The organism is Haloparvum alkalitolerans (assembly GCF_055381565.1).
Window position 1 is genome coordinate 129,406 of the sequence record NZ_AP043936.1, and the last position, 26,427, is coordinate 155,832.

At 61.0% G+C, this 26,427-nt stretch carries 26 protein-coding genes and 2 pseudogenes; 21 read left to right on the forward strand and 7 right to left on the reverse strand.

What is annotated here, in order from left to right:
- Positions 1-425 precede the first annotated feature (425 nt).
- Positions 426-938: a winged helix-turn-helix domain-containing protein gene (locus ACZ432_RS00645; RefSeq protein WP_426963427.1), complete on the forward strand. Its 513-nt coding sequence runs from the start codon at positions 426-428 to the stop codon at positions 936-938.
- 96 nt (positions 939-1,034) lie between these two features.
- Here ACZ432_RS00645 and ACZ432_RS00650 read toward each other — a convergent pair whose 3' ends face one another.
- Positions 1,035-2,747, reverse strand: a complete 1,713-nt coding sequence (locus ACZ432_RS00650) for an L-lactate permease (protein ID WP_173231007.1) — start codon at positions 2,745-2,747, stop codon at positions 1,035-1,037.
- Positions 2,748-2,914: 167 nt separating this feature from the next.
- Here ACZ432_RS00650 and ACZ432_RS00655 point away from each other — a divergent pair, with 167 nt between their 5' ends.
- From ACZ432_RS00655 to ACZ432_RS00690, 8 genes and pseudogenes are all read left to right on the forward strand, one after another.
- Positions 2,915-3,421, forward strand: coding sequence for a LutC/YkgG family protein (locus ACZ432_RS00655; RefSeq protein WP_173231006.1), 507 nt, complete (start codon positions 2,915-2,917; stop codon positions 3,419-3,421).
- Positions 3,422-5,605, forward strand: a complete 2,184-nt coding sequence (locus ACZ432_RS00660) for an LUD domain-containing protein (protein WP_173231005.1) — start codon at positions 3,422-3,424, stop codon at positions 5,603-5,605.
- A 171-nt stretch (positions 5,606-5,776) separates the two neighbouring features.
- Positions 5,777-6,135 (forward strand): annotated as a pseudogene (locus tag ACZ432_RS00665) (DUF7558 family protein).
- Positions 6,136-6,214: 79 nt separating this feature from the next.
- A complete protein-coding gene (locus ACZ432_RS00670; protein WP_426963428.1) occupies positions 6,215-6,568 on the forward strand; it encodes a hypothetical protein in 354 nt (117 codons plus the stop codon).
- A gap of 6 nt (positions 6,569-6,574) precedes the next feature.
- A complete protein-coding gene (locus ACZ432_RS00675) occupies positions 6,575-6,904 on the forward strand; it encodes a hypothetical protein (RefSeq protein ID WP_426963429.1) in 330 nt (109 codons plus the stop codon).
- Between the two features lie 93 nt (positions 6,905-6,997).
- Positions 6,998-7,366 (forward strand): ribbon-helix-helix domain-containing protein, encoded by a 369-nt coding sequence (locus tag ACZ432_RS00680; RefSeq protein ID WP_092663537.1) that lies wholly within the window; start codon positions 6,998-7,000, stop codon positions 7,364-7,366.
- Entirely contained in the window at positions 7,363-7,932 is a 570-nt protein-coding gene (locus tag ACZ432_RS00685) for a hypothetical protein (protein WP_426963430.1), read from the forward strand. Before ACZ432_RS00680 ends, ACZ432_RS00685 begins: the two co-directional genes overlap by 4 nt.
- 596 nt (positions 7,933-8,528) lie before the next feature.
- A complete protein-coding gene (locus tag ACZ432_RS00690) occupies positions 8,529-9,389 on the forward strand; it encodes a DNA-binding protein (protein ID WP_426963431.1) in 861 nt (286 codons plus the stop codon).
- 165 nt (positions 9,390-9,554) lie between these two features.
- On the opposite strand, the gene ACZ432_RS00695 is transcribed toward ACZ432_RS00690, so the two are convergent.
- From ACZ432_RS00695 to ACZ432_RS00710, 4 genes are read right to left on the reverse strand one after another with little or no spacing between them, the layout of a single operon-like run.
- Positions 9,555-9,848: a hypothetical protein gene (locus tag ACZ432_RS00695; protein ID WP_426963432.1), complete on the reverse strand. Its 294-nt coding sequence runs from the start codon at positions 9,846-9,848 to the stop codon at positions 9,555-9,557.
- Complete coding sequence (locus ACZ432_RS00700) at positions 9,845-11,458, reverse strand: HesA/MoeB/ThiF family protein (RefSeq protein ID WP_426963433.1); 1,614 nt, start codon at positions 11,456-11,458, stop codon at positions 9,845-9,847. The genes ACZ432_RS00695 and ACZ432_RS00700 overlap by 4 nt, the downstream gene beginning before the upstream one ends.
- Positions 11,459-11,460: 2 nt before the next feature.
- Complete coding sequence (locus tag ACZ432_RS00705; protein WP_426963434.1) at positions 11,461-11,997, reverse strand: hypothetical protein; 537 nt, start codon at positions 11,995-11,997, stop codon at positions 11,461-11,463.
- 3 nt (positions 11,998-12,000) lie between these two features.
- Positions 12,001-12,300, reverse strand: coding sequence for a multiubiquitin domain-containing protein (locus tag ACZ432_RS00710; protein WP_426963435.1), 300 nt, complete (start codon positions 12,298-12,300; stop codon positions 12,001-12,003).
- A 353-nt stretch (positions 12,301-12,653) separates the two neighbouring features.
- Between ACZ432_RS00710 and ACZ432_RS00715 the strand changes: the two genes are divergently transcribed.
- From ACZ432_RS00715 to ACZ432_RS00730, 4 genes are all read left to right on the forward strand, one after another.
- On the forward strand, positions 12,654-13,208 hold the full coding sequence (locus ACZ432_RS00715) for a winged helix-turn-helix domain-containing protein (protein WP_426963436.1): 555 nt from the start codon (positions 12,654-12,656) through the stop codon (positions 13,206-13,208).
- The gene (locus tag ACZ432_RS00720; protein ID WP_426963437.1) at positions 13,208-14,611 is read left to right on the forward strand and encodes a hypothetical protein; all 1,404 of its coding nucleotides are present in this window, start codon (positions 13,208-13,210) and stop codon (positions 14,609-14,611) included. Before ACZ432_RS00715 ends, ACZ432_RS00720 begins: the two co-directional genes overlap by 1 nt.
- A gap of 102 nt (positions 14,612-14,713) precedes the next feature.
- Positions 14,714-15,634 carry a transcription initiation factor IIB gene (locus ACZ432_RS00725; protein ID WP_426963438.1) on the forward strand — a complete coding sequence of 307 codons (921 nt, stop codon included), beginning with the start codon at positions 14,714-14,716 and terminating at the stop codon, positions 15,632-15,634.
- A gap of 263 nt (positions 15,635-15,897) precedes the next feature.
- Positions 15,898-16,767: a biosurfactant protein 1 gene (locus ACZ432_RS00730; RefSeq protein WP_426963439.1), complete on the forward strand. Its 870-nt coding sequence runs from the start codon at positions 15,898-15,900 to the stop codon at positions 16,765-16,767.
- A gap of 250 nt (positions 16,768-17,017) precedes the next feature.
- On the opposite strand, the gene ACZ432_RS00735 is transcribed toward ACZ432_RS00730, so the two are convergent.
- Positions 17,018-17,506: a hypothetical protein gene (locus ACZ432_RS00735; RefSeq protein WP_426963440.1), complete on the reverse strand. Its 489-nt coding sequence runs from the start codon at positions 17,504-17,506 to the stop codon at positions 17,018-17,020.
- Between the two features lie 17 nt (positions 17,507-17,523).
- Positions 17,524-18,075 carry a DUF7342 family protein gene (locus tag ACZ432_RS00740; RefSeq protein ID WP_426963441.1) on the reverse strand — a complete coding sequence of 184 codons (552 nt, stop codon included), beginning with the start codon at positions 18,073-18,075 and terminating at the stop codon, positions 17,524-17,526.
- Positions 18,076-18,211: 136 nt separating this feature from the next.
- Here ACZ432_RS00740 and ACZ432_RS00745 point away from each other — a divergent pair.
- From ACZ432_RS00745 to acnA, 8 genes and pseudogenes are all read left to right on the forward strand, one after another.
- Positions 18,212-18,362 (forward strand): annotated as a pseudogene (locus ACZ432_RS00745) (biosurfactant protein 1); the annotation flags it as partial.
- A 50-nt stretch (positions 18,363-18,412) separates the two neighbouring features.
- Complete coding sequence (locus ACZ432_RS00750) at positions 18,413-18,601, forward strand: hypothetical protein (protein WP_426963442.1); 189 nt, start codon at positions 18,413-18,415, stop codon at positions 18,599-18,601.
- A gap of 86 nt (positions 18,602-18,687) precedes the next feature.
- A complete protein-coding gene (locus ACZ432_RS00755; protein ID WP_426963443.1) occupies positions 18,688-19,068 on the forward strand; it encodes a hypothetical protein in 381 nt (126 codons plus the stop codon).
- Between the two features lie 67 nt (positions 19,069-19,135).
- The gene (locus tag ACZ432_RS00760) at positions 19,136-19,798 is read left to right on the forward strand and encodes a DUF6735 family protein (RefSeq protein ID WP_426963444.1); all 663 of its coding nucleotides are present in this window, start codon (positions 19,136-19,138) and stop codon (positions 19,796-19,798) included.
- A gap of 37 nt (positions 19,799-19,835) precedes the next feature.
- Entirely contained in the window at positions 19,836-20,120 is a 285-nt protein-coding gene (locus tag ACZ432_RS00765) for a hypothetical protein (RefSeq protein WP_006183450.1), read from the forward strand.
- A gap of 61 nt (positions 20,121-20,181) precedes the next feature.
- Positions 20,182-20,928 carry a helix-turn-helix domain-containing protein gene (locus tag ACZ432_RS00770; RefSeq protein WP_426963446.1) on the forward strand — a complete coding sequence of 249 codons (747 nt, stop codon included), beginning with the start codon at positions 20,182-20,184 and terminating at the stop codon, positions 20,926-20,928.
- A 60-nt stretch (positions 20,929-20,988) separates the two neighbouring features.
- Complete coding sequence (locus ACZ432_RS00775; RefSeq protein ID WP_426963447.1) at positions 20,989-23,382, forward strand: heavy metal translocating P-type ATPase; 2,394 nt, start codon at positions 20,989-20,991, stop codon at positions 23,380-23,382.
- Between the two features lie 186 nt (positions 23,383-23,568).
- On the forward strand, positions 23,569-26,358 hold the full coding sequence (gene acnA, locus ACZ432_RS00780) for an aconitate hydratase AcnA (RefSeq protein WP_379739819.1): 2,790 nt from the start codon (positions 23,569-23,571) through the stop codon (positions 26,356-26,358).
- Positions 26,359-26,427 lie beyond the last annotated feature (69 nt).

The window sequence follows — 26,427 nt, forward strand, 5'->3', positions numbered from 1 at the left end:
TACGAGGGATAATGACATTCACCAAAAGACCGGCACCGACACCAACCACAAGAAGGATTAGCAGCGCACGTTTCTTACTCTGGAACATCTGTCCGCTTCGAAACGGAGATCTCGCTTGTACTGTAGGCAACATGGGCAATCATCCCCGCGCCAAGTCCTTTCAACGCCATTACCACCAGCTGCCGCAACTGTGTAATTCCCATCAAGCGGCGCTGGGAGATGCTCAGAGCACGAACATCGGCGAACGCCAGAGAGAAGCTGACGCAGAGTGACATGGCGGAGACTGGGGGCGGCATGCCAACGACGATCCAGACGCACCACGAGACGCTAGAGAAGCAGGTAGCCTGACAACGTCCCTGCACGGCCACGATCGTCAGATGGTTTTCTCAGAAAACTATTTGTTTCTAGCTCGCGTAGCACTCAGTATGACCGAGACGTGGGATGATGTCAACGAGCAGGTCAAAGCGGACTGGAAAGCGGAGACCACACCGTTCGAGCGGGTGTACGAAGTCGTTGAACAGACCCACGACGGGCAATCGGCAGCCGAGATCGGCGATCGGGCCCTCGTAAGCGAGCCGACGGCACGTCGGCACTGCAAGACGCTGGTGAACACAGGGTTCGCCGAGACGGAACAGGACGGCCAAACGACGCTGTACAAGCGCAACAGCGACCGTATCTTGATGTCCCGGATCCGCGAACTGCGTGAGGAGGTCACTCGACCGGAGTTGCTCGACAGTATCAAAGACATGAAGGACGAGATCCGACACTACGAGGACCGCTACGACGTGGTGTCACCGGAGGAACTTGCCCAGCAACTCGACGCCGACGAGACGGAGGGCTGGGACGATCTCACGGCATGGCGCACGACGCGGCAGAATCTCGCCGTCGCGCAAGCCGCACTCGCCTACGATGAGGCCAGCCACCAGCTCGTCGTATGAACGACGACGACCGCGCCGGCGAGTACGGGCCGATCTATTCGTATATCTCGCTTCTATACCGGAAGCAGCGGAGCCCCGGTACGTTGTCGACCGGGGTCAGAACAGGCCGGGGACCAGAACGTACGTCAGTAGCATCCCGAACAGGCCGGCGAATACGGCGAACAGCGCCATTGGGATGATCGCTTTCCGCAGGAGGTCGCCTTCACGCCCAGTGATTCCAACGACACCACAGATAGCGGCCACATTCAACACCGAGACCATGTTTCCGAGGCCGCCGCCGACGTTCTGCAGGCTGACGGCGATCACCCGGGAGACGCCGACCGTCTCGGCGGCGTTGTACTGGAGTACGCTGAAGAGGATGTTCGAGGACGTGTTGCTCCCCGTCATAAACGAGCCGATAGCGCCGATCCACGGCGAGATGAGCGGGAGTAGACCGCCGGCGCCCATCGCGAGCGCGCGGCTGAGGGCCTCCATCATGCCGAGGAGATCGGCGGTGTTCGTCTGCGACTGAATCATTATCTGCGTCATCGAGACGGCGATAATGAGCGTGAGGGCGGCCGGAGCGATCTGCTGGATCGACCGTCGCCACGCTGCCCCCATCTGTGTGGTGTCCATCTTGTGAAGGAAGCCAGTGAGAATCGCGATGGGGATGAACGGCATCGTTCCGGGAAGATAGAGGTACTGAAGGGTGTATCCAAGTTCAGTACCGAGGATCGAATCGAGACCGACGGAGAAACTCTGGATCCAGTCAAGGACAGCGACGCCGGCGACGGTGAGGTCCGGCCACCGCGTGACGAGCAGTGCGAGCGCAACGAGCAGATACGGTGTCCACGCCAACAGCACGGACATCTCCTGTTTGGGTTGATCACGGGACACCTCGTCAAGATCGAGGCCGCCGAGCCACGTGTCGCTCCATGTCGATTCCTCGGGGAAATCCCACTGGTCATCAGGGATGAGGATATCGTTGTTTGCGAGCAGGAGACCGATGCCGAGCACCACGAACCCCGCGGCGATATCGGGGAGTGCAGGCCCGACGAACCACGCGATTACCAGCTGTGTGCCACCAGTGACGACGCCGAGTACGAGCGCGAACGGCGCGATGGGGAGAGTACTACGCATGGCGGCTCCAATGCTGCGTTCACCGTCACCGCTCCCGAACCAGTACGTCAGGAAGAACACGCCGAGCAGTCCCCAGAACACGTACGTCAGTCCCGTGATGACGCCAGTCCACGCAGAGACCATCGAGAGGAACTCGGATACACTCACCGACCCGGACAGCGCTGGGTTGATGACGGCACCGGTGCCGCCGATGACAGGCGTGCCGGCGGCACCGAACGGCGGGTTCGGGGCGTTGAAGTAGAGCCCGAACACCGCAGCGGCCAATGGGGGGAATCCGAGGCCGATGAACAGTGGTGCGGCGAGTGCTCCCGGTGTCCCGAACCCGGCTGCACCTTCGATGATGGTCATGAATCCGAGACCGATGAGCAGCACCTGGATGCGCCGGTCTCCTTCGATCTGCCCGAAGTACCACCTGATCGTAGCAATAGCGCCACTGCCCTCCAAGTAGTTCATCAGGAGGATCGCACCGAAGACGATGAGGATGATGTCGACGGCCTGCAGCGCGCCGTAGACGGCCGACGCTACCAACCAGGTGGGCTCCATGCTCCAGTACGTGAGTCCGATTCCGGCCGCGAGCAGCCACCCGACACCCATTGCGCGAGCGGCGGACCACCGGAACCCAGCGAGCAGTACGAACGCGACGCCGATCGGGACGACGCCGACGAGAGCTAGTGTGAGAACATCAGGCATGGTTGGATCTCTCCACTATTGGTCCATCGAACAACCAGCCATATGTGATTTACTTTCTATATGAGATATACCTGCAGATACGGCCGGCGGATATTCATAACGAAAGAGAGGAGATGTTTAGGCCGGAGAGGAAACATCCATTAACTGTTGGTTCAATATTGGGGAACATGTCAGCTGAGGCAATTGCGACCTTCGAGTCGTCGCTCGACGAGATCGGCGTCGAACTCGTGCGAACCACGGCCGACGAGTTCGCGTCGACGCTTTCACCCCTGCTCGACGCACCTACGGTCGGCACCTCACTCCCCTTCGAGACCGTCTCGCTGCCGGACAGCGTCGATACCGATCCGTCGATCGCGGACCTCGAGGCCGCGGCGACCGGCGTCACTGCTGCCGGCTACGGTATCGCCGACTACGGCTCGGTGATCATCCAGGGCGGTACCGACGGCGAGGAGCCGGTGAGTCTCTATGCGGACGAACACGTCGCCGTCGTCGCCGCCAGCGACGTGCTGCCGGACATGGACGCGACGTTCGACCAGCTCGCCGAGGATATCCGGAACGGCGTCGGACAGTCCATCATCGCGACGGGGCCGAGCGCAACCGCGGACATGGGCTCGCTCGTGACGGGCGCTCACGGCCCGATGGATGTGACGGTCGTACTCCTGGAGGACAAGTAGATGAGCGCCGACACCCGCCGGCAGAAGGCCGAGCGCATCCGCCATCTCCTCGACACCGAGGGCGACGCCGTTCACGAGAACACCCAGGTCTTCAACGAGGGCCGGTACGAGTCCACCGCGAATCTCGATGACTACGACGAGTTGAAAAACGAGGCTCGTGCCATCAAGGAAGACGCTATCGAACGCCTCCCTGAACTGGTCGACCAAGTCACCGAGGCCGTCGAAGCCAACGGCGGCAGCGTCTACGTCGCCGACGACGCCGCCGACGCGAACCGATACATCGAGGAGGTCGTCGACGGCCGCGACGTGGTGAAGTCGAAGTCGATGACGAGCGAGGAGATCGAGGTCAACGAGTCGCTCGAGGCACGCGACGGGGACGTCTGGGAGACCGACCTCGCAGAGTTCGTCCTCCAAGTCGCCGACGAGGCTCCCTCACACATCGTCGCCCCGGCGATCCACAAGTCCCGCGAGGAGATCGCAGCCCTGTTCAACGAGGTGTTCGATCCCGAAGAGCCCTTGGAGACTGCCGAGGAGCTGACGCGATTCGCTCGCGAGTACCTCGGCGAGAAGATCTTGGACGCCGAGGTCGGGATGACGGGCGCGAACTTCGTCACCGCGGACACCGGCACGCTCGCGCTGGTCACGAGTGAGGGGAATGCCCGCAAGTGCGTGCAGGCGACGGACACCCACGTCGCAGTCGCGGGTGTCGAGAAACTCGTCCCGAGTGTCGAGGATCTCCAACCGTTCGTCGAACTGATCGGGCGATCCGGGACCGGCCAGGACATTACCTCCTACATCTCGCTGTTCACCCCGCCTAGTGACTCCCCCACCTTCGGCGGGAACGAACTCGAATCCGGCGACGACCGCGAGTTCCACCTCGTGCTCATCGACAACGGGCGGATGGAGATGCGCGAGGACGATCAGCTCCGCGAGACGCTGTACTGCATCCGGTGTTCGGCGTGTGCGAACTCCTGTGCGAACTTCCAGCACGTCGGCGGCCACGCCTTCGGTGGCGAGACGTACTCCGGCGGCATCGCCACCGGCTGGGAGGCCGGCGTCCACGGCGAGGACAGTGCCGCCGAGTTCAACGACCTCTGTACGGGTTGTAGTCGGTGTGTGAACCAGTGTCCGGTGAACATCGACATCCCGTGGATCAACACGGTCGTCCGAGACCGCATCAATCGCGGGGAGGACGGCGACTTCGACTTCCTCGTGGAGGGGCTCACCCCGGACGAGGAGCCCGGTGGGGTCGACCTCCAGAAACGGCTGTTCGGGAACTTCGACACCCTGGCGAAACTCGGGTCGGCGTTCGCACCGCTCTCGAACTGGGCCGCACGGACCGGTCCCGCGCGCTCGCTGCTGGAGCGAACTCTCGGCGTCGACAGCCGCCGTGAACTCCCGGAGTTCGAACGTGAATCACTCGTGGAGTGGTTCGAGAAGCGGGGGCCACACGTCGGTCGCGACGAGGCACGCCGACAGGTCGCACTCTACCCCGACGCGTACACGAACTACGTGCGCACGGAGCGCGGGAAGGCGGCCGTCCGCGTCCTCGAAGCGCTCGACATCCGCGTCGACGTTCCGCCCGCAGGCGAGAGCGGGCGCGCCCCGCTCTCACAGGGGATGGTGTCGACGGCCCAGTCCAACGCCGATGCCGTCTACGACGCGCTCGCGCCCGCCATCGCGGCAGGTCACGATGTCGTCGTCATCGAGCCGTCAGATCTTGCGATGTTCCACCGCGAGTACGAACGGCTCCTTCCGGAAGACGACTACGCCGCGCTGCACGAGCAGAGCTACGAACTCATGGAGTACGTCTACGGCCTGCTGGAGAACGGGGGGGATATCGATGTACTCCCTGGCGGCGACGACGAGCGGATCGCCTACCACAGCCACTGCCAGCAGCGGACGCTCGATCTCGAACCGTACACGGTGGCGGTGCTCGAAGACTGCGGGTTCGACGTGACGACCTCGGACGTGGAGTGTTGCGGGATGGCTGGAAGCTTCGGCTACAAGTCCGAGTACTACGAGCTCAGCGTGGACGTCGGCGAGACGCTCGTCGATGAATTCACAACAGAAGACACCGCGGACCGTACTGTCGTCGCCAGCGGGACGTCGTGTCTCGAGCAACTCGACGCACTCCTCACGCGCCGGCCCGCACATCCGGTACGGCTACTCGATACACAGTAGTCCGGCCCGGATGTGGGGTCGCATAGGGTTGTTCCGCCGGCAGTAGTCTTCCCTTCCAGAGCTGTTCGGTCGGGGGAGAGCGGGATAATTAGTGTGCTGTCACACTGAATCGGTTCGCGCGGGAGACGTCATTTCTGGCAGGAGTAGGAACTGGAGCGACGCTGAGAGCAGATGTCGGGGAAGCAAGCGAACATTCCTGCATGGACCTGCCGGGAACTCAACGGATGTGCGTTCTGCGACGCCCCGCCAGGTACCGAGGCTGGCGAGGCCCACACCGGGGGCCAGGACGAGCGGGTCACCTACCCGATCTGCGTCGACTGCGCGATTCAGACGGAGCCGGACCCGATAAGCGCGATCACAACGACTGTGACGGCTGTGGACTGGTCGTCCACACGCTCGGGGCTCTCACCCGGTTCCGGGTCGAACTGGGACATTTGGAAGGCCCATTGCAACTGTGCGCTCGCTGTAGTCCCGGCGGGCTCGCAACATACTGGACGCGCGACCTCGGGGCGCACGTCGTCACAGACTGACGCACCGAGCAGTCGTCGACACGGGTGACACGGCGGTAGATCCACTATCTTCAACTGGTGAGGGCTCCTCAGGATGCCTATGGATTGCCCCGCATGCGGCTCTCCAGTCACCCTCGAGGTCGGACCGGACCGGCCGCTTTCGACATCGCTGTCCGACGCCGTCCTCGCAGCGGAAGAGAACGAGCAGATCGAGGTGATCCGAGACTGTTGGGACTGCGGCTGGCACGAAACGCGGGCGCTTCGCGTCGCATCGATCGACACGACCGCCAGCGACGAGACTGCCGTCGAGCGAGCCGCACTCATCGACGAGATCACCGATGAGCTCGCGGAGATCGATCAGGTCGCAACGCTCGAGGAGCTCCTTACAGAGGCCCGCCGGCAACGAAGAGCCGACCCAGTGACGAGTGATACGGACGGCAATGCCACTGAGTGACTGGATATGTCTGATACAGAGCCCCGCTATGACGTTCGTGAGCAAACCGGGGATCCTGACCACGCATCGGTCGACGATGTGATCGACCTCGTGGTCCACCGGGCGCAGAACCCGCGAACGGAGCACGCGGATACCCATTTCGACAGGACGATGGCGACCGTTATCGATACCTACGGGACCGATCCCGTCCGCACAGTCATCCACCGTATCCTCGTCGACAACGAACCGTTCCGAACCGCCACGAACGGTCTTGAGATGCGTAATGTCGACGGCGTTCGGATTGGGACGGTAGCCAGCTGGTTCCTCGAGGAGCTGAACGCACAGGACGACGGCTGAGACTGGCGGGACGGTCCCATCAGGGCTCCGATGTGTAAGCTCTGTGCAAACGTCGAAACGGTTATCACTCTATGTGCAGAACGTGCACATAGAATGAGCGCAAGTGATGATCCGCGACGGGTCCATTTCCAGTCGCCAGAGTATCTCGTCGACCGGCTGGATGCGATCGCGGAGCTCTTCGACAAGGATCGGACGGATCTGCTTGTCGAGGCGATTCGGGAGTACATCGAAGACACGGCCGACAGCGAGACATTCCAGGAACTTGTCGCCACGAAGTACTACGACGACCAGCTTGAGTTCGAGACGGTCAAGCAGTTGGTCGGCGCCGAGACTGCCCAGCGCCTCCGGCTTCTCAAAGCGGATCTCGAGGATGAACCACTCGATCTCGCTGCTCCCGACGACGTGGACGTCTACGATGGCGACGCGACGGCGGTCGAGACCGCAGCCGACGACGAGCAATGAGCGGCCGGCGACTGCGAACGGTCGTCGCCGACACTAGCGCGCTCGTCAGTCTCGCCGTACCTCGTTCGGATGCAACTGTCGGTACCGATGCCCCCGACCCGTTTCAGTATCTGCTCACGTCGTGTGACGTGTTCGTGCCGTCGGAAGTCGTTTCAGAGCTCCGTGACGTCACGCAGTATCAAGATATCCACGGGGCAGCCGCGAGTAACGTCCTCGCAGCCCGCAGCTACTGCACGGTCACGGACCCGTACGAGCGCGAGGATACACCAGACTCGCGGCCGACGTTCGGGATCGACGACGGCGAAACCGACGGTATCGTCCTCGCGAACGCGCTCGACGTCGATGGGTTTCTCACCGACGAGTTCGGCGGAACGAACTTCCCGCTCATCCACGCCGTGCTGCAAGGGCCACGGATCGTCCCGACACCACGGCTCATCGTCGACTACGCTCGGAACGGACATCTGAGCCCCAAAGAGGCTCGGACGCTAATCACGACGATTAGCCCGCATCGGAGCTGGGAGAACAGTCCGTACGTCACACAATTGCTCCGCCGTCTCGAAGAGTAACCGGTCTCCGAGTAGCGATGCCGAACACCCAGCGCCGGCGACGACACCCGAAAGCCCTCGGCTGCTCGGCATCCCGCGACCACCGCTGCGCTCCTCGTCCCTGCGGTGCTTGCGGGGTCGGGGGACGACCGAGGCGGCCTCGCCCTTTCTGAGTCCGCCAGGACGGTGAATGGCCGGCCGAGCGGCGCGGCCGGGTGAACAGGTGTGTACGTCACGGCCCGCCCCGCTCGCCGCTGCCGCCCTCCGCGTCGCTCGCGACCGACCATTCCGGGCTGCCTGCCTGCGGTAGCGGGCGGGCTGCCGGGCTAAAGTGAATGTGCCCTCGGCGCCAGCGGGAAAGCGCGGGGGGTTGCGCGGCGTGGCTGCTCACCCCCCACGCTTTCTCCGCTGGCCGCTCGCTCCGGGCGGGTCGGCGCGCGGTGCTGGTTGGGGTCGCCGCACTTGGGCGCGCTCTCGCTCGCGCCCGGCAGGGCGCTCGCGAAGGCGCGAGCGAGAGCGCGCAGTCGGTGCTATCGGACGTCGACATCGTCGGAAAACCGCGATGCTAGGACATCGCGGTGGCGGCGCGTGAGCGCCTTCGGAGCACTGAGACTCCAATGTCTAGTAACAACTCGAGTCGCAAGGTCGTTACGGTGGATGAACAGGCATTCGAACGAACCGAAGACGCCGGCGTCGACGAGGACGGCTTCGAGGTCGTCGACGACGAGCCGGAGTTCCGGGCGACGGTTCAGCAGGAAAAGCAGGCGAAGGTGGATTCCAACCACCCGGACGGCATCGTCCAGGACTTCTCGCACCTGCCCCTCGCACAGGAAGAGAAGATTCGTGCCCGGGAGGCCGAACTGGACCATATCAGCGCCCAGGCGGAACTCGGCACCCAGGAGGGCCGGGCGAAGCGAACGCGGGAGGTCGTCACCGAACGGCGGCAGCGCATTCGGAAGGAACGCACCCCTGAGCGGACGGATCCGCGCGAACGCCTCTCCCGGATGGAGCTGGCGAAGGTGAACCAGGAAGCAGACCGGATGGCACAGCGGCTTCGCACCGGTCATAGTCGGGCGGCCGTTTCGCGGGCACTCGCAAAGCGGGTCGCCAAGGGGCAAGACATCACCAAAGCAGTGTTCGACACGATGGACGCACTCAAGGCGGCCCCCGGGGCCATCTGCCCGATCGAGGACGTCCCGGACGTGCAGACCGACGAGGTGAGCATCGAAGGAGAAGTCGTCCAGCTCTGGGATGCTTCCAGCCCGAAGATCGCTCAAGTGGGCTTGGTCGCGGACGATACCGGGAAAATCAAGTTCACCTCGTGGAAGGCCAGCGAGCCCGCCTTCGTCCAGGAAGGTGACACCGTGCGAATGCGGGCGGTCAAGAAGAACTGGTACGAGGGACGGTGCTCACTCGCCGTGACCTACGACAGTATGATCGTCTTCCCAGAGCGCGACCGCCGTTGGTGGGAAGAATAGGAGGGTTGAGTAACCTCTTTTTTGATGTGTGCCGGACCGGCCCAAGCCCCGCCGCCCCGCCCACCGCTCCGTGCTCACTCCCTTCGGTCGTTGCGCGCGCAGCCACGACCTAGTTATTGAATTTTGTACAAGAGAATCAGTTTAGCAGGAAGTCCACGATAATACCTATCTCGAATAACTCACTATTGTCAGAAAGAATGCAACTCCACCACAAGCTAATACGAAACCGCCGAGTCCTGAGAATGCTTCAGAGAGAAATTCTGAGACAGCTGTTGTTGTAAACGCCGCTACGATCGTAACCATAGAGAAGAATACAAACCCCGGCCAGAATGGTAACAGTCGCCCGTCTCGACGATGAACCCCTATCGAACTGCGTCTCCCTCCGAATATCTCATTAATCCCATATCCGATGAGTACCCCAATCATAGCCGAAATTCCAACCGTCGTGATCGTTGTCACTGCTCATCACCTCCGTTCAGGTCTCGACGAATTTTCGCATACTTTGGATCATTAGAGAGGGTCAGTTGGTGAGTATCGCCGTCAGCTAAGAGTGATTTCATCGGGCAACCCGGTTTACAGCTACTAATGCCCTCCTCCATCGACCATGTGCCGGGCATAAACCGCCGAATCCCGCGCTGGCCGCCGGCGACACCGAGTACGTAATCCTGTAGCCGGAGCGTTACCATCCCAGCGACGATGAGATTTACTGAATTTGTACTAGGCTCCCGATCCTCGCCAGTGGTCTCATCAGCACCCTCTGCGCCTTCATCCAACCCATAGTCCCCGGGCCCCGTCGCGTCGGGATTGTTCATTTCGTCATTAGCAGCCGTCTCACGCCAGTGACGGGCACAGTTCTGGCATGGTTGCCCTGGACCTGCGATAGTTGCCTGTGCATAGGCGTTCTCGTCTAGTACCCCACCTGTGTTGTGAAGGTGCGATCCGCCGCTAATTACCGGCACAAGGTGAGCGTGAGCCATTTCGTCAAGAACTCGGGTGGGCCACTCACCTTCGGCAGCATGAATAACAACATCGCAATCAAGCAGCCGGTCAATAGCGCCGTACTGTGGTCGGGCTTCAACAACGCTTGCTTCGTAGACGTCCACGGAAAATCCGGGTGCAGTCCCACCAAGTTGGGCGAGGCGCTCGGCTATATCGACCTTGGGACGTCGCGCATCTGCGTCTGCCCGACTCGCACCCTGGGCACGATTAAGATTCGCTGGCTCAACTCTGTCGAAATCAATGACGACGAGTTCACCGATACCCATCCGAGCCAGGTGCTCAGCGAGAATTGAGCCACCCCCACCAGCGCCGACAAGACCAACACGAAGTGAATTCAGCTGTCGCTGTCCATCCTCACCCCACAGTTCGATGGTGCTATCTTGTGTATCCGGTGAGATAGCTGCTGCCGCACCTGCAGCGCCATCGGTTTTCTTAGACGTCGGGTATTCACGCAGTGATTTGCCCACGACACGAACACAATCCGCGTCGAAAGTACGGGCTGATGACGGTGAATAAGCTGCCTTCCCGACGTCATCAGCCGTATCTGGAGTATCGAACTCGTAGCCGATGACTCGCCACTGACGTGAGGTGTCTTTCACGATAGCAATTCCGAGCGGTGCCTCATCTCCAAGACGATTGGCGTCTTCAAAGAGGTCTTTCTCAGCTGTGTTCAGATCACCTACAGACGGGTTTGGAAAAGCCGTCTCGTCCCCTGTCAGATTCGGATGGGTGTGAATATATAAAAGTCCAGCTGCGTCGCCAACTTCCCGGGCGCGAGCGACTGCCTCGTACCGGTAGTCAGCATCGAATTGAACACTCCCACCGTAATTGATGTCGCCATCAGCCGGATCGAGGATGTCGTGTACTAGAAAAGACACCCGGTTTTGGCCGCTACTGCGTGTGATGACACAGATAACGCCTCGTTCCCATTCGTGCTCGGTTCGAGCATCTTCAAAGAGGATACGCTCAAGTTCGGTCTGCTGCTCTTCAGTTAAAGCCAAATGGAACTCGTCCGCAGATTGTAGCGAATAGTTACGGTCCGTAAGCCGGTCTGGACGGTTGGTGGACATCGTTACTGCCCCTCCACTGGCGTACGCAGCACTTGCTTCATCCACGGAACTGCGGCCTGCATCTGGTCGGGACTCCCCTGCTCGTTGATATCCATATAGTCCCACCGTCGACTCCAATACAGAACCTGATCGACATCGAGAGTACGACAAAGTGGTTCCGCGTGATCTCGATCGGTCTGTGTGTTAGTCGGGAGCTGACCATCGATGCGTAGAACTGGATCAGTGGCGAATCCGTACTTTTGACCCGCCGGGAACGTGTCGGGTACTCGGATGAACACCTCGGCCCTATCGTGGTTGTAGTTGGCAAATCGACCAACGTTGACAATGCCCAAGCTAATGAATACAAAGTTACCCCCGCCTGGGTCATCGTCATCGGTGACCGTCACCAACTTCGGAGTTACTTCTGGGTGGGCCTGAAGCGCCTCAAATCCGTTCTGGAACCGATCTGAACGGTCGCGTAGAAGCTCATCGTGCTGGGAATAGGTCCGACTGGTAGGAACCGTGTCGGCGCTCCCAGTAGCAGAGTCGTCCGTCGCCATATCTTATACGTAGTTCCGTCCGTCGCCCTTCGTATCGAAGTGCTTGCGGTGTTGTTCGTCAAGGGTGACCGTGTCGCCGGGTGCGAACACTGCTTCTTCCGGGCCGCCTTCGCCGCGTAGCGCCACGAGGTCGTACGCGTCAGCATCATCGGGGAAGACGACCGCGATCAAATCGCGGGCTTCCACGGTCGAATCCTCGAATTTGGCCTTCGTCCCGTCAACGAAGACCACGTACTGCTTGTTGTTTCGGGGAGCGTTACCGTCGTCGTTCCGGCTTTCGCCGGGGTTGGAATCCTCACTCATGTAGGTGGGACGCCACACGGAGGAGCGGAGCAACGCTTAACACCCGGCCAGACAGATATTAGTCTAGTCCGGGTGACCCCAGCACCTCGGGGAGCCTAATCCCCGGTGGCTTCGCTGGCTGGTCATCGGGGCGATGCATCGACCTGCGCCGTGCGCCAACACCATCGCAGGTCGAGCGCGTCTTTCGTGGCGGCATGTACCAAGTCGGGAGGACCGACAGGTTACTGGCCAATCGTTACTGGCGGATAATAAAACTAGGGGTCAGATACCGCGGTCGTGATCTGAAATTCGTCGCTCTTTTGCCAAACCTTTTTATAGAGGTTGCACGAAACCGTGTGATATGGTGTGGTCCAATGTCTGAAAAAGACCGTCGTGATGATGAGGATGGAGAAATATCGGCGTTGGAGCTTGGTTCGGAATTGCAGGACCCACTTGAGGATTTATCGGACGATGACCCAACCATAGAGGGATTCGGCGATGATGAAAGTGACACGTTAGCACAGGACAAAGTTCGGCGTGCAGTCCGAAAATTTGGCGAGGACGGGATCACGGTGAGCGAGATTATGGAGGTTACTGGGCTCGCGCGCAATACTGTTGATAAACATCTGACTCGGTTGCGACAGCTCCGTGAAGTGTACCGGCAAAAGCGTGACAAGCAGACCTACTTCTACTATCCAAACGGAAAACCCCTACATTCGTTTGGGAAAAAACGGATTGAGGACGGGGACACTATTTTGGATATTCAGCTGGCAAAAGGGAAGAATGACGACTTGTACTTCCACTTGACAGAGAAGCGCTTCTCGTTGATGGAAGGCGAAACCACAGAAGGAGCGGTCATCTTTCCGATGTCGTCACTTGATGAAGTCTTCCAAAAGATGCAAGAATTTGCTGAGGAGGCTGAAGAATAATGCAAGATGTTAAATTCATTCAAAAGAACGAACAAGGCCTCGATGAGGTCCGGATCAGTGAAGTCACAGGGATTGAAGCACCGTTCTACACCCCAGAAGTAAGCGGTCCAGAGGGGCTGCAATCATTACTTTTCGCACATGACGCTCTGGAGTCCCACAGTCCAGTGATGGTAGCGGGACACAGGTGGCAAGACATCCGATCAAAGCCACGCTTCAAACAGGTTCGAGAGGACATTCGAGAACTAGTAACCGAGCACCCGTTCTTCTATTACGAACCTGTTGAACTATTCCGTTATACTCGCCCTCAGAATTTGGTTACTTACGCGTTCCGCGGCGATCAAGCTCGTTCACGCGATTTCTACAGTGAACTACGGGATGGCAACTACAAAGACGCGATTGAGAAACTGCCCCGCTTTTTCCAGCCGTTCATAGAAGCTCAAATGAAAGCCTTGCTGAAGAGCAAGGACCTCGCTGTCCCGATGAAATATCAGTCCCAAAATAGTGGCAAAGTCCACGAAGCCTGGCGGGACAAGCGAGCGGATTCAGGGTTTACAGAGTACTTCGAGACGCTCGCTCAGGACGCAGGGAACGCACCTAATACTGCCCTCATTCCACCTGTACCCCCAGTGATGAAATCGACCGGGAAAGACGTCATCAGCCGCACACTGGGACTTAATAGCTATATGAGACAGCTGGCTGAAACAAAATGGAATGAACCCTCAAGTGGGTCAGTAACGGCATATCTCCACTTCTACATCGATCAGGGGGTTTTCGAGCCAAGTGATAATGGCAACGCCCAGCGGATCAAACAAGCCATTAAATCAGAAATACAGAGCGCATCCTACGCCGGCGTGGCCCTCACCATCTCAAATCTAGATCGGGTATGGGACAAAGGGAATGAAAAAGCACTCGAGAGCTTCGTTACGGAAGTCGTCAATCTGGCACGTCAAGAGCATCTTCCGGTCATTCTCCCGCGGTCGGGATATTACGGAATGTATCTAACTGATCACGGTGTTCAGACATTCTCCAGCCTGATGAATGGCAATCTTGAATATAATCGCCGAGGCGGAGGCATTGACGAGCGTTCAAAGTACGGCACTATTCCAATATATGGTGCTGCACGGGAAGTTAATGCAGAAGAGTTAGACCAAGTGCTGGCACGTAACGGGGGCGAACTTCATGATATCCCGGGTATCCCGAGCTCGCCGCCAACTTATAATCACTCTGCTGGGTCATACAAAGCAAAGTACGGAAAAGCAATCCAGTTCCGAACTAGATTCGGGAAAGCCCGGCGGATGGTCCATATTAAAGAAGCTCAAGAACTACGCGATGGGCTCCGACGGGGGACAGCGCGACCCGCTCAGCGTTACTTTGAGCGTTCAGATCACCCGGATCTCAGTTAGACATCTGAGTCTACGGCAGTCTCATCGGATTTCGTTTTTTTATCCCCCAGTGATAGGTGAGGGGCTCCCGGTGACAGCGAGTTCCTGAATACGGTGAGAACGATGGCAACGAGAGACATCTACGAAACCGGCTTCGACGAAGACGTCCAAACGGAGTCAAGCGCAAACCGATGTCCCGAGTGCGACGGACACGTCACTACCAACGTGAAGGAAACGGTCTGCGAGGACTGTGGGCTCGTTATCGATGAACAACGTATCGATCACGGGCCAGAGTGGCGATCGTACGATGAGGACAAACGCGAGCGAACAGGCGCACCCCTGACTGCGGCCCGTCACGATCGAGGCCTCTCGACCGAGATCGGCCACGGAACTGATGCGCACGGGAACGAACTCTCAGGGCAGAAACGTCGGCGGCTGGCCCGGATGCGACGTGAGCAGACCCGTGGTCGCTGGCGGTCCAAAGCGGAACGGAATCTCGCACACGGGTTGGGCGAGGTGCGCCGGCTGGCGAGTGCGCTCGAACTCTCCGAGTCGATTCGTGACCAGGCGTGCCAGCTCTTCCGGAGGGCTCAGAGCGAGGATCTGCTTCGTGGCAGATCCATCGAAGCCATCGGTGCAGCGAGTATCTACGGTACCGGCCGATGTAACCAACACCCGCTTCTCCTCGAGGATGTCGTCGACGCCGCCCGAGTCGAGTCCACTCGTGTGACCAACGCCTACCGAACACTGAATCGCGAATTAGAGCTCCCGGCACCACCAATGCGCCCGACGTCGTTCGTTCCGCGGCTGATCTCGGAGTTGGGGTTAGACCACGACATTCGCCGCCGCGCGAACGAACTCGCAGAACACGCCGAAGGGACAGCCCTCACGAACGGCTGTCAGCCATCGGGCGTCGCGGCCGCCTGTGTCTATCTGGCCGCCCAAGAACAGGGCGCGTTGATTACCCAATCCACCGTCGCGTCGGCAGCAGAAGTGTCAGTCGTGACGCTCCGAAGCCGGCGGGACGAACTCCAAGCGATCTGAGACGCCTCCAGTAGAGGAGCACCTACATACAGGCAGAGAGTCTACCAAGGAGTATGGATCTGGAAGAGACTGTCGAGTATCTGTCGACAGAGCTCGATATCGAGGGGAGTGAGCACGTTCGCGAGGTTGGTCGAGCGGTCGCCGAGCTCCGAGACTGACTCCGTCTCAGGCGATCAGATTTATTTCGTCGTCGCCGAATCCGTTCCCGCGTTTTCTCACCCTTGAGTTTAAATACCAAACCGGGGGAAACGCGGACCGAATCGATGACTGACCACAACTCAGACCGAGACGCGTTCCAACCTGTCGGGGAAGGCGCTCTGGTGCCGGACCCAGCACTGGATCAGCCAGCGGACGGCCAGCCAACCCGCCAGCGTGAAGCCGCGCATTCGGGTGGGTATCCGGATGGAACAACCGACACAGACCGAGCCTGTGTCTCCTGTGGCGCATCGATCCCGGCGTCGCAACGAAAATGCCGGTTCTGTCTCGAACACGAACTCGACGCCGCCTCAGCGTCGGATGCTGCGAGTTCCGAGCAATCACTCCGTGGCGTGATCCACTTCCTCGTCGAATCCGGGACGTTCTATGGTGCTGTCGCGAAAGGGACAGCTGCAGCGACACTTCTCACGTCAGGTCACGACGAGCCCATTGACGACTGTACGCTCATCTACGATCTCGACGACGAGCCCGCACCCCAGTTAACCGAGCGCTGGCCTACGCTCCCCGCTGCTACTGAGGTGACCACAGCGGCTGGCGACGCGTTACTAACAGCGGCCCGTGAGCGGAAAGCGTGGAACGAGAGGAGCGATCGTTCTCAGACGGAGATTCCACGCGTCTATGACGAGCGTGGCCAGGGAATTCGTGATGAGTCGTCCCTCGAGCACACGCTCGACGACAGCGATCAGCTGTGGATCGTCCCAGCAATCGCTGTTGAAACAGTACCCCACGAAACGGAATCCAGCAGTGCCGGAGCCGAAATTCCGACCGTGACAGCCCTCGAGTGCCAGCACTGTACGAGAGAAACAGAACATCGGTTCAGGACACGCGAGTCGCTCCCTGACGAGACTTGGACGGGCCAACCAATCTGGGAGTGCCAGGTGTGTGGCACAGGTCGCTACGGGCCTGCTCCCAAATAGGGCAGGAGGAATCTCGTAGATTAACCAACAGTCTCCGATAGAGATGACTTCTGTTGGTTAATACGGTGAGTACCCTCAAGTCCGACGTCAGTCACGGCGGGCGTTCATTCGGCAGGGTTCGCAGCGGCTTGCCTCCACAAATTGGGCGGGAACAGGGGTAGTGGGTGACGCAACGTGACATCGCCGAGTCCGGAAACGTCACGCCGACCACGACACGGACGCATCACCAAACGCTCGATGAACTCGCTGTCTAGACGGGCCAGGTAGGGAGCGAGGGCGCTCCATTCTTCCAGTGAATCGCATCTAGCGCGGGCGGGAACTGCTGTAGTCGGTCATCGAGGATGGCGAGCGGATGGGCATCGAGAAACGTCGCCTCATGCCGATCAACCGGCGTGTCTTCGTGATTGAGCTGGATATGACAGGGCCCAAGGTTCGGATGGTCGGCGTCTTGGTGGAATCCGAGCATCAGATTTCGGTCCGGTTCGATCCAGTTTATGCGGTAGTATTCGTGGTCGACGCCGGCGGGGTACCAGAAACGAATCTCCAGTCGTGCTGTCGCCGCGTCGTAAGAGTCACTCAGGAACGTCGTCGGATCGACATCCGCGATGACGTACCGGGGTCGGCGTCGAGACGGGCGATAGCGGACCTCTTCACACCCTGGCTGGTTCGTCAATCGGTCGTGAACGTCGCGGAGGAGGGTCCGCTGTGTATAGCGGTCGCGACCGGCAAGAAAGATCATTCTGTGAGAGAGGAGGATTAGCTCGTGGCGCGGTCAGCCACGTCAGTCATCTGCTCGCGGGCGGCTTCGACGTCGGAGTAGAGTTCCAGTGCGTGCTTGATGAGGCGGCGATCCTCCTCGTTCTCACGCCAGAACGCGATGACGTCGCGGCGCTCACGGAGCTCCGCACTTGCGAGGTCGCCGTCGGCGAGCGACTGTTCGAGCTCCTCCCACGTCTCGACGTCGTAGGTCGCCTGCCACTCCTCGATCTCCTCGGTAATCGCGGCCAATTCGCTCCGCAGCTCCTCGCGGGTGTTTTCCTCGATGAGCGTGCGGATCTCCTCGAAGAGCAGTCGCGTGTAGTCCGGCTGGTAGCGCGTGGTCTCGCCGGCCTCGACGCGACGCAACTGGCCCTGGTCGACGAGATCCTGAAGTTCCTCGTTGGTCGTGCTCCAGGCGGCGTCGGCCTGCTCGCTGATCCAGTTAACTGAGCGGGGTTCGCGAAGTGACTCGGCGACCGCCCGAATACGGTCGCGGGCGCTCATCGACTCAGTCCACGATTGGACCCCATCTCGCGAGGATTCGGTCATGGTTGGCACCTCTTGGGACAGTGTTCGCGCCGTACTCTCATATATGTTTGTACTGCCTCACATAATCAAGAGCGAGATGCGAGCGAAGGCGTCCGGACGTTGAAATGCGATACCGACAGAAGGTATGAGCCAACCGATGTACGACCGATATTCTGACTTTGCGGAACTACGGCCGACCGGCGAGGCATCCCACATCCCGGACACGATGCTGGACGACCGGTGTGAGAGTGACCTCCTGGCGGCAACGCGTCGCGACGAACACTGGTGGCGACGCTGATGCGCCGACGACAGTCTCGTAAGGAGTCTTTCTGCGCCGGCGAGTGGTGAGGCACTTCCGATGAATCAGCAAGTCGAACAAGGCTACCGGATGCATTGTGTGCTCAGCAATCTCAGCCGGCTCGACGTCGACCAGTTGGACGACACGGATCGAGAGCGAGTCGAGACTGCAAGAGACCTCCTGGAAGAAGTGAGTCTACTCACGCGACCAGAGGACGGGAGCGGACCAGACGCCCCAACAGACGACTGATCGTCATCGCCGTCGAGGCCAGGGGCACTTCCAGTGTCGGTTTATCGCCCCCCAAGAGGGGTGCGGGGCTTCCCGCGAGTCCAGACATGGCGACACTACAAGCTGCGACGACGTCAACCGGCGCGATCGTATCGGATCCGCAGGCAGTCCGCGAACTCTGTGAGAACTACTGCTTCGGGACGCTCGACTGGGAGGTGACCGAAGACGGAGAGCTCACCATCTGGGGGTACGACGACTTCGAGGTGTACGAGGCGCGGGAGAACGGCCTCCCGGACTACGAAGGCGGGATCGTGACCCACGAATTCCTGCGAGAACTCGCCGACCACCTCGAAGCTGACGAGGAACTCGATATCCAGACAGCGGGGTTCACGAAGTGCCGCTTCCCCGTGCTGGCAAAGCGGTACGTCGTTCGCGATGGCGAAGTCCTCCACGCGGACCTCAGTTCCCCCGACCCGATCGACGAGTAGCGTTGTTCGTCCCCCGGGAGGGGTGCGGGGCGATCCAGTCGCGGTCGCCCCGTGAGGTGATTGCTCGATGGGCCACCGCGCACTCGTTGCGTACGAACGCACAGACGAACAGTACACGCTCCACTACAGCCATTGGGGCGCAGCGAACCTGAAGCTCAAGCGCCGAATCTCGGCTGAGTCGCCGTTCGGTGGCGACGACACCGACTCCAAGTGGGCGAAACAGCTGCTGGCGGAACTGGCCGATGGCCTCGAGGCAGATGCGGTCGACGGCTACCTCACCGGCGAGGATCGACCGTCGACGGTCGTCGAACCGAAGCCCCGCGCCACCGGGCTCACCCTCGACGAGATCGTTGCTGACCACCTCGACTATCTCCACCACGAGGCGTTCTTCGTGGTGTCGACGACGTTCGAGGTGACCGCCTATCGGACGCTGTGGTTCGGCCTCCAGTACGACTCAGAGACGGTCGAGGAGGGAGAAACAGTCGGGAACGGCGCGCTCGCGACAGTGCGTTGGTACGACGGCGAGCCGGTCGGCGACGGCCACCTCCAGGGACAGTTCGCGGCCCTCAAAGACGTCGTCGGCGATATGCTCGACAAGGGCGTCTTCACGCCGTCGACGGCGAGACAGTACCTGAAACGGAAGCTGGCCGAGCGAGTCGGAGACCGACAGGAGCTGCTCATCCCGACCGGAGAATCACCCTTAGAGACAGCGAGTTTCGGCAAGCCGTAACACCAATCCCTTAGTGGGTTTCGAGGGACGTCTAAGTATGTCAAATCAGTCTGAAGATGACGTTCGTGTTTGGCTTGTCGAACGGACGTACTCTGATGACGAGCAGAACCTGATCATCCTCACCTACGCAACACCCGATGGAGAACAGTACTATCGGAAGGAACGCGCACTCACATCCTTCACCGACGTCCGAGACACGACAGCAGCAGTCGATGCTGAACCCGGCAATCTTGGCATGGTCGATGACCCCGACCTCCAAGAGCAATACGCGGCCGAAGCACAGCGAATGCAGGAAGTCCACGACCCTGACGACGTAATCTGAGGTCTACTGGTCGACAACGCTACAGGCCATGGGTTATGTCGTAGCAGGCCTTAGACTGGGTATGCGCGAACTCGTCTTCGCTCTCGAATACGAGCCCGGCTGTAACAGGGTGGCGGACGCCCTCGCCGACCACCCCGACGCTCGCGTTCGCTCGCTCTCGCTGCACGCCACTGCCGAGCGTCTCTGGCGGGTCGACCATGCCACCGGTACGCCTGAGGCGCTCAACGCCATCGAGGACGCCTTTCTCAACGGCGACTACTACGCTGACTGTCTCGCCACCGAGGACTGCAACGCCACACAGACCACCCGCATCCTCGACCGCACGGACGACGCGCTCATCCTCTACTCAGATTGGGAGCGCACTCCGACCTGCGCCTCAGTCCCCCACATCGCTCGCGACCACCTCGGCGACGGCGTACTGTTCGAGACTCGTCACGAGGGCCGCCACTACACGTGGCGACTCATCCACTCCGGTGAGGGCGACGTGGCGGCGTTCTTCGACGCTCTCAAAGTCGCCGTCGGGGAGTGCGCCCAGATGGAGATGCTCCGCACAGCGGACACAACATCAGCTATGGGAAGCGACGGAACACCGAGTGGATTGCCTCCAGCCCAAGAGGCTGCTCTCCAGGCCGCCGTCGAACACGGCTACTACGAATCACCCCGCGAGGTCGATGTCGGCGAGCTCGCCGAGCATCTCGACGTGCCACGGTCAACACTCACCTACCGACTCCGTCGGGCGGAAGAACATTTGGCGAAGCAACATGTCGCCGGCGAGCGGGTAGCGGAAGAACGCCTGGCATCCCACTGAGGACCGTAGTTGGAATATTCCAACAAAGACATATCGAACTCCCGCTCCTACCGTGACGTGATGACAGAGAATCCGGACGCAGCAGGAGGAACGAACGGAGGCGGGCAGCGACGTGAGCTGACCGCCCGCCTCGTTGTCCCCGAGATGGACTGTCCCTCTTGCGCCCAAAAGGTGGACAAGAGCCTCCAGCGTGTCGACGGCATTACTGACGCCACGCTCCAGACGACCACCGGCACGGCCAACGTCACGTACGATCCTGATCGGACTAGCGAAGCCGACGTAATCAAGGCGATTGAAGGTGCCGGCTACGAGGTCGTCGGGGGCTCGGACACCGAGGGCGATGATGAGGACAACCAGGTGACCGATGGCGTCGACATCGCGCCACCATCGGAGGTCTGGACGAGTCTTCGCGCGAAGAAGACGTGGCTCGGCGCGGCGTTCGTCACGCTCGGCCTCCTCTTCGAGTTCCTCCTCACCGGACAGAACGTCACGGTGGCGAGCGTCCTCGAGTACCCGCTCCACATCGCAGATGTCCTGTTCCTCGGCGCCGTCGCGGCTAGTGGCATCCCAGTCGTCCGTAGCGGGTACTACTCTGCGAAGAACCGAAGCCTGGACATCGACCTGCTGATGGGAACGGCGATCATCGCGGCGACCGGTATCGGCTACTTCGTCGAGGCCGCCACGCTGGCCGTCCTGTTCAGCATCGCCGAGCTGCTCGAGGACTACGCGATGGACAGGGCACGGGACTCCCTGCGCGAGTTGATGGAGCTGTCGCCCGATGAGGCGACCGTCCTTCGCGATGGTGAGGAAGTGACCGTTCCCGCCGAGGAGGTCGACGTCGGTGAGACCGTCGTCGTCCGCCCCGGCGACAAGATTCCGCTCGACGGGACGGTCATCGAAGGCGAGAGTGCAGTCGACCAGTCGCCGATCACGGGCGAGAGCGTCCCCGTCGACAAGACCGCCGGCGACGAGGTCTACGCCGGCGCGATCAACGAGGAGGGGTACCTTGAGGTAGAGGTCACCTCGACCGCTGGCGATTCGACACTCTCGCGCATCATCGAGATGGTACAGGGCGCACAGGCGAAGAAGACCGAGTCTGAGCAGTTCGTCGACCGCTTCTCCGGCTACTACACACCCCTCGTCGTCGTGCTGGCAATCCTGACCGCCGCTATCCCGCCGCTGGTTATCGCCGACCCCATCTCAGTTGACCTAGCCGGATATGGGTTCAGCTTCGCGGGCGACTGGCAGACGTGGTTCATCCGTGGGCTCACCCTGCTGGTAATCGCCTGCCCGTGTGCGTTCGTCATCTCCACACCCGTCTCGGTGGTGTCGGGCATCACTAGCGCCGCGAAGAACGGCGTCCTGATCAAGGGCGGAAACTACCTGGAAGCGATGGGCGAGGTCGACGCCGTCGCCGTCGACAAGACCGGGACGCTCACCAAGGGCGAACTCGCCGTCACCGACGTCGTTCCAGTCGGTGACACCACGGAGGACGATCTGCTCCGTCGCGCCGCCGGACTGGAGCGTCGCAGTGAGCATCCCATCGCTGCGGCGATTCTCACCCGCGCTGAGGAGACGGGCGTGGGTAACCTGCCCGACCCGACGGGTTTCGAGAGCCTCACCGGGAAGGGCATCCGCGGCGAGATCGACGGCGAGACGTACTATGCGGGCAAACCCGCGCTCTTCGAGGAACTGGGCTTCGACCTCGCTCGGGCACGCCGCGAGACGGACGGCGGCGTTATGGCGGAAGAGGCGGCCGAGGTCGACGACGGGGCGTTCGCCGAGGACGCGCTCGCCGCACTGGAGCGGGAGGGCAAGACGGTCGTCATCGTCGGAACGGAATCGGAGTTGCTGGGTGCCATCGCCATCGCCGACGAGGTGCGCCCGGCCTCGAAGCGGGCCGTCGAACGCCTGCACGAGCTGGGCGTCGAGCGCGTGGTGATGCTCACCGGCGACAACGAGGGCACCGCCCGCGCCATCGCCGAGCAGGTCGACGTCGACGAATACCGTGCCGAACTCCTGCCCGACGAGAAGGTCGATGCAGTCGAGGAACTGCAGGCGGAGTATGGGGAGGTCGCAATGGTCGGTGACGGGATCAACGACGCGCCGGCGCTCGCCACGGCAGAGGTCGGCATCGCGATGGGCGCGGCCGGCACCGACACCGCGCTCGAGACTGCGGACATCGCGCTGATGGGCGACGATGTCGGGAAGCTCCCGTACCTGTACGACCTGTCGCGTACGGCCAACGGCGTGATCCGGCAGAACATCTGGGCGAGCCTCGGCGTAAAGCTCCTGCTGGCGCTGGGCGTGCCGCTGGGTCTGGTCAGCGTTGCGTTGGCGGTCGTTGTCGGTGATATGGGGATGAGCCTCGGTGTCACCGGGAACGCGATGCGGTTGTCGCGAATCGCGCCTGAACGCATGGACGGTAAGACTGGCCAAGAAATGGGTGTATGAACCCATGAAGACTAGCGAGAAAGACAGTGCCACCTTATGCAGAACTGTGTCACTCGTCGAACACGAGAGCAACGAGCTCTCTGAACCCCTTCGGGCAGGTCCAACGAACACGTCGAACTGCTCGAATCCCGTCTCCCGAGAACGGGAACAAGAATAAGGTTACTCCGTTTGAAATCTTCCACAATAATGAACCCTTTCAATGCGATCCGCGAGTTCGAAGCCGATGGAACGACCTACAAAATGGCCGACCTCACCGTCCTCGAAGAGGAAGGCCTCTGTGAACTTGACAAACTCCCGGTCAGTATCCGTGTTATGCTTGAATCCGTCCTCCGTAACGCCGACGGGGAGGACATTACCGAGGACGACATCCGGGCCCTCGCTGGCTGGCAACCGGACGTTCCCGACGCCGACATCCCGTTCCAGCCGTCCCGGGTTATCCTCCAGGACCTCACCGGCGTCCCCGCCGTTGTAGACCTCGCGGCACTCCGATCGGCCGTCGAACGCAAGGACCGCGACCCAACCCTCGTCGAACCCGAAGTCCCCATCGACCTGGTCATCGACCACAGCGTCCAAGTGGACTACTTCGGCAACGAGGACGCCTACGAGAAGAACGTCGAACTCGAATACGAGCGCAACAGCGAACGGTACCGGGCGCTGAAGTGGGCGCAAAACGCCTTCGACGACTTCAGTGTCGTGCCGCCAGGGACGGGTATCGTCCACCAGGTGAATCTGGAGTATCTCGGGCAAGTCGTCCACGAACGCGAGCAGAACGGCGAGAACTGGCTGTTCCCAGACACCCTCGTCGGGACCGACAGCCACACGCCGATGATTGGTGGCATCGGCGTCGTCGGCTGGGGCGTCGGCGGTATTGAAGCCGAAGCCGCGATGCTCGGCCAGCCCATCACGATGAACCTCCCCGAGGTTGTCGGCGTGAAACTCACAGGTGAACTCCCCGAGGGTGCGACGGCGACTGACCTCGTACTGCACGTCACCGAACTGCTGCGGGATGTCGGTGTTGTCGATCGATTCGTTGAGTTCTATGGGCCCGCCGTGGAGACGCTGACTGTTCCTGATCGGGCGACAATCGCGAATATGGCGCCCGAGCAGGGCTCGACCATCAGCATGTTCCCCGTCGACGAGGCCACCTTGGACTACCTCGAACTGACGGGCCGCGACGAGGACCACATCGAGCTCGTCCGAAAGTATCTGGACGCCCAGGGGCTGTTCGGTGAGCAGAACCCCGAGTACACCGAGACGGTCGAACTGGACCTCTCGACCGTGACGCCGAGTCTCGCCGGCCCCAAGAAACCCCAGTCCCGCGTCGAGATGGGTGACATGCGAACCCACTTCCGGGAATTACTCCACGGCGAGTTCGAGGACGAACTCGACGACGCTGACGAGGAGGCGCTGGCCCGGTGGCTCGGTGAGAGCGACCAATCGATGGGGCAGACCGACGGCGGCAAGGCGGTCGTGGACACCGGTCGAGACCGCCCCGACCTCGACCCTCTCACGAAGCGCGCCTCCGTGAATATCGACGGCAACGACGTCGAAATCGGGCACGGGAGCGTCGTCGTTAGCGCCATCACCAGCTGTACCAACACGTCGAATCCCTCCGTGATGCTGGCAGCCGGGCTCCTGGCGAAAAACGCCGTCGAGCGTGGCCTCGACGTCCCGGACTACGTTAAGACAAGCCTCGCGCCCGGCAGCCGCGTCGTCACCCAGTACCTCGAAGCATCGGGGCTGTTGCCATACCTCGAAGACCTGGGTTACAACGTCGTGGGCTACGGCTGTACGACCTGCATCGGGAACGCAGGGCCGCTCCCGGAGCCGATCGAGACCGCTATCGACGAACACGACCTCTGGACGACGAGCGTACTCTCCGGGAATCGGAACTTCGAGGCGCGCATCCATCCAAAAGTGCGCGCGAACTACCTCGCCAGCCCGCCGCTGGTGGTGGCGTACGGGCTCGCTGGGCGGATGGACATCGATCTGGAGCAGGACCCGCTGGGGTACGACGAGGACGGCAACCCGGTCTATCTGGCGGACCTCTGGCCAGACAGCGACGAGATCCACGAAGCCGTCCACGACTTCGTCGACCCGTCGATGTTCGAGGAGAAGTACGCCGAAGTGTTCGAAGGCGACGAGCGATGGGACGCGCTGGAGGCCCCGACGGGCGAGGTCTACGAGTGGGACGAGGACTCGACATACATCCGGGAGCCGCCGTTCTTCAAAGATTTCCCGCTGGAGAAACCCAGCGTCTCTAACGTCGAGGATGCACGGTGTCTGCTAACGCTGGGTGACACGGTTACGACTGACCACATCAGTCCTGCCGGGCCGTTCGGGACGGATCAGCCGGCCGGCCAGTGGCTGATGGACCACGGTGTCGAGCCCCACGAGTTCAACACGTACGGTGCCCGCCGGGGTAACCACGAGGTGATGATGCGAGGCACGTTCGCCAACGTCCGCATCGAGAATCAGATGCTCGACGACGTCGAGGGCGGGTACACCATCCACCATCCGACTGGTGAGCAGACGACCGTGTTCGAGGCCAGCCAGCGGTACCGCGAGGAGGGAACTCCACTCGTCGTGATGGCGGGCGAGGAGTTCGGGACTGGGTCGAGCCGTGACTGGGCGGCGAAGGGGACCGACCTTCTCGGTGTTCGTGCGACCATCGCGGAAAGCTACGAGCGCATCTATCGGGACAATCTCGTCGGAATGGGTGTGTTGCCGTTGCAGTTCCAGGACGGTGACTCCTGGGAGGCGCTTGGATTGGACGGGTCAGAGGTCTACACGATCTACGGGTTGGACGACGAGTTGGAGCCGATGGCCGAGTTGACGGTGACTGCGGAGCGGTCGGACGGGTCGTCGGTTGAGTTCCCGGTGACGGCCCAGGTGGGCACACCTGCCGGGGTGCGATACATCGAACACGGCGGCATCCTACACTACGTCCTTCGACAGCTGCTAACCGAATCGTGACGCTTTCAAAGTGTCTCCTCGACCAGTAAGATCGCGAATTTCCGATTCCGTCGCTCGGAATTAGCGTAG

Coding starts and splice junctions, on each gene's coding strand:
- ACZ432_RS00775 (WP_426963447.1), top strand. CDS start 20,989: ATGACAGAGAATCCGGACGCAGCAGGAGGAACGAACGGAGGCGGGCAG.
- ACZ432_RS00770 (WP_426963446.1), top strand. CDS start 20,182: ATGCGCGAACTCGTCTTCGCTCTCGAATACGAGCCCGGCTGTAACAGG.
- ACZ432_RS00735 (WP_426963440.1), bottom strand. CDS start 17,506: ATGATCTTTCTTGCCGGTCGCGACCGCTATACACAGCGGACCCTCCTC.
- ACZ432_RS00725 (WP_426963438.1), top strand. CDS start 14,714: ATGGCAACGAGAGACATCTACGAAACCGGCTTCGACGAAGACGTCCAA.
- ACZ432_RS00670 (WP_426963428.1), top strand. CDS start 6,215: ATGGATTGCCCCGCATGCGGCTCTCCAGTCACCCTCGAGGTCGGACCG.
- ACZ432_RS00755 (WP_426963443.1), top strand. CDS start 18,688: ATGGCGACACTACAAGCTGCGACGACGTCAACCGGCGCGATCGTATCG.
- ACZ432_RS00750 (WP_426963442.1), top strand. CDS start 18,413: ATGAATCAGCAAGTCGAACAAGGCTACCGGATGCATTGTGTGCTCAGC.
- ACZ432_RS00710 (WP_426963435.1), bottom strand. CDS start 12,300: ATGAGTGAGGATTCCAACCCCGGCGAAAGCCGGAACGACGACGGTAAC.
- ACZ432_RS00650 (WP_173231007.1), bottom strand. CDS start 2,747: ATGCCTGATGTTCTCACACTAGCTCTCGTCGGCGTCGTCCCGATCGGC.
- ACZ432_RS00765 (WP_006183450.1), top strand. CDS start 19,836: ATGTCAAATCAGTCTGAAGATGACGTTCGTGTTTGGCTTGTCGAACGG.
- ACZ432_RS00680 (WP_092663537.1), top strand. CDS start 6,998: ATGAGCGCAAGTGATGATCCGCGACGGGTCCATTTCCAGTCGCCAGAG.
- ACZ432_RS00715 (WP_426963436.1), top strand. CDS start 12,654: ATGTCTGAAAAAGACCGTCGTGATGATGAGGATGGAGAAATATCGGCG.
- ACZ432_RS00690 (WP_426963431.1), top strand. CDS start 8,529: ATGTCTAGTAACAACTCGAGTCGCAAGGTCGTTACGGTGGATGAACAG.
- ACZ432_RS00685 (WP_426963430.1), top strand. CDS start 7,363: ATGAGCGGCCGGCGACTGCGAACGGTCGTCGCCGACACTAGCGCGCTC.
- ACZ432_RS00705 (WP_426963434.1), bottom strand. CDS start 11,997: ATGGCGACGGACGACTCTGCTACTGGGAGCGCCGACACGGTTCCTACC.
- ACZ432_RS00760 (WP_426963444.1), top strand. CDS start 19,136: ATGGGCCACCGCGCACTCGTTGCGTACGAACGCACAGACGAACAGTAC.
- ACZ432_RS00660 (WP_173231005.1), top strand. CDS start 3,422: ATGAGCGCCGACACCCGCCGGCAGAAGGCCGAGCGCATCCGCCATCTC.
- ACZ432_RS00730 (WP_426963439.1), top strand. CDS start 15,898: ATGACTGACCACAACTCAGACCGAGACGCGTTCCAACCTGTCGGGGAA.
- ACZ432_RS00700 (WP_426963433.1), bottom strand. CDS start 11,458: ATGTCCACCAACCGTCCAGACCGGCTTACGGACCGTAACTATTCGCTA.
- ACZ432_RS00740 (WP_426963441.1), bottom strand. CDS start 18,075: ATGACCGAATCCTCGCGAGATGGGGTCCAATCGTGGACTGAGTCGATG.
- ACZ432_RS00675 (WP_426963429.1), top strand. CDS start 6,575: ATGTCTGATACAGAGCCCCGCTATGACGTTCGTGAGCAAACCGGGGAT.
- acnA (WP_379739819.1), top strand. CDS start 23,569: ATGAACCCTTTCAATGCGATCCGCGAGTTCGAAGCCGATGGAACGACC.
- ACZ432_RS00645 (WP_426963427.1), top strand. CDS start 426: ATGACCGAGACGTGGGATGATGTCAACGAGCAGGTCAAAGCGGACTGG.
- ACZ432_RS00655 (WP_173231006.1), top strand. CDS start 2,915: ATGTCAGCTGAGGCAATTGCGACCTTCGAGTCGTCGCTCGACGAGATC.
- ACZ432_RS00720 (WP_426963437.1), top strand. CDS start 13,208: ATGCAAGATGTTAAATTCATTCAAAAGAACGAACAAGGCCTCGATGAG.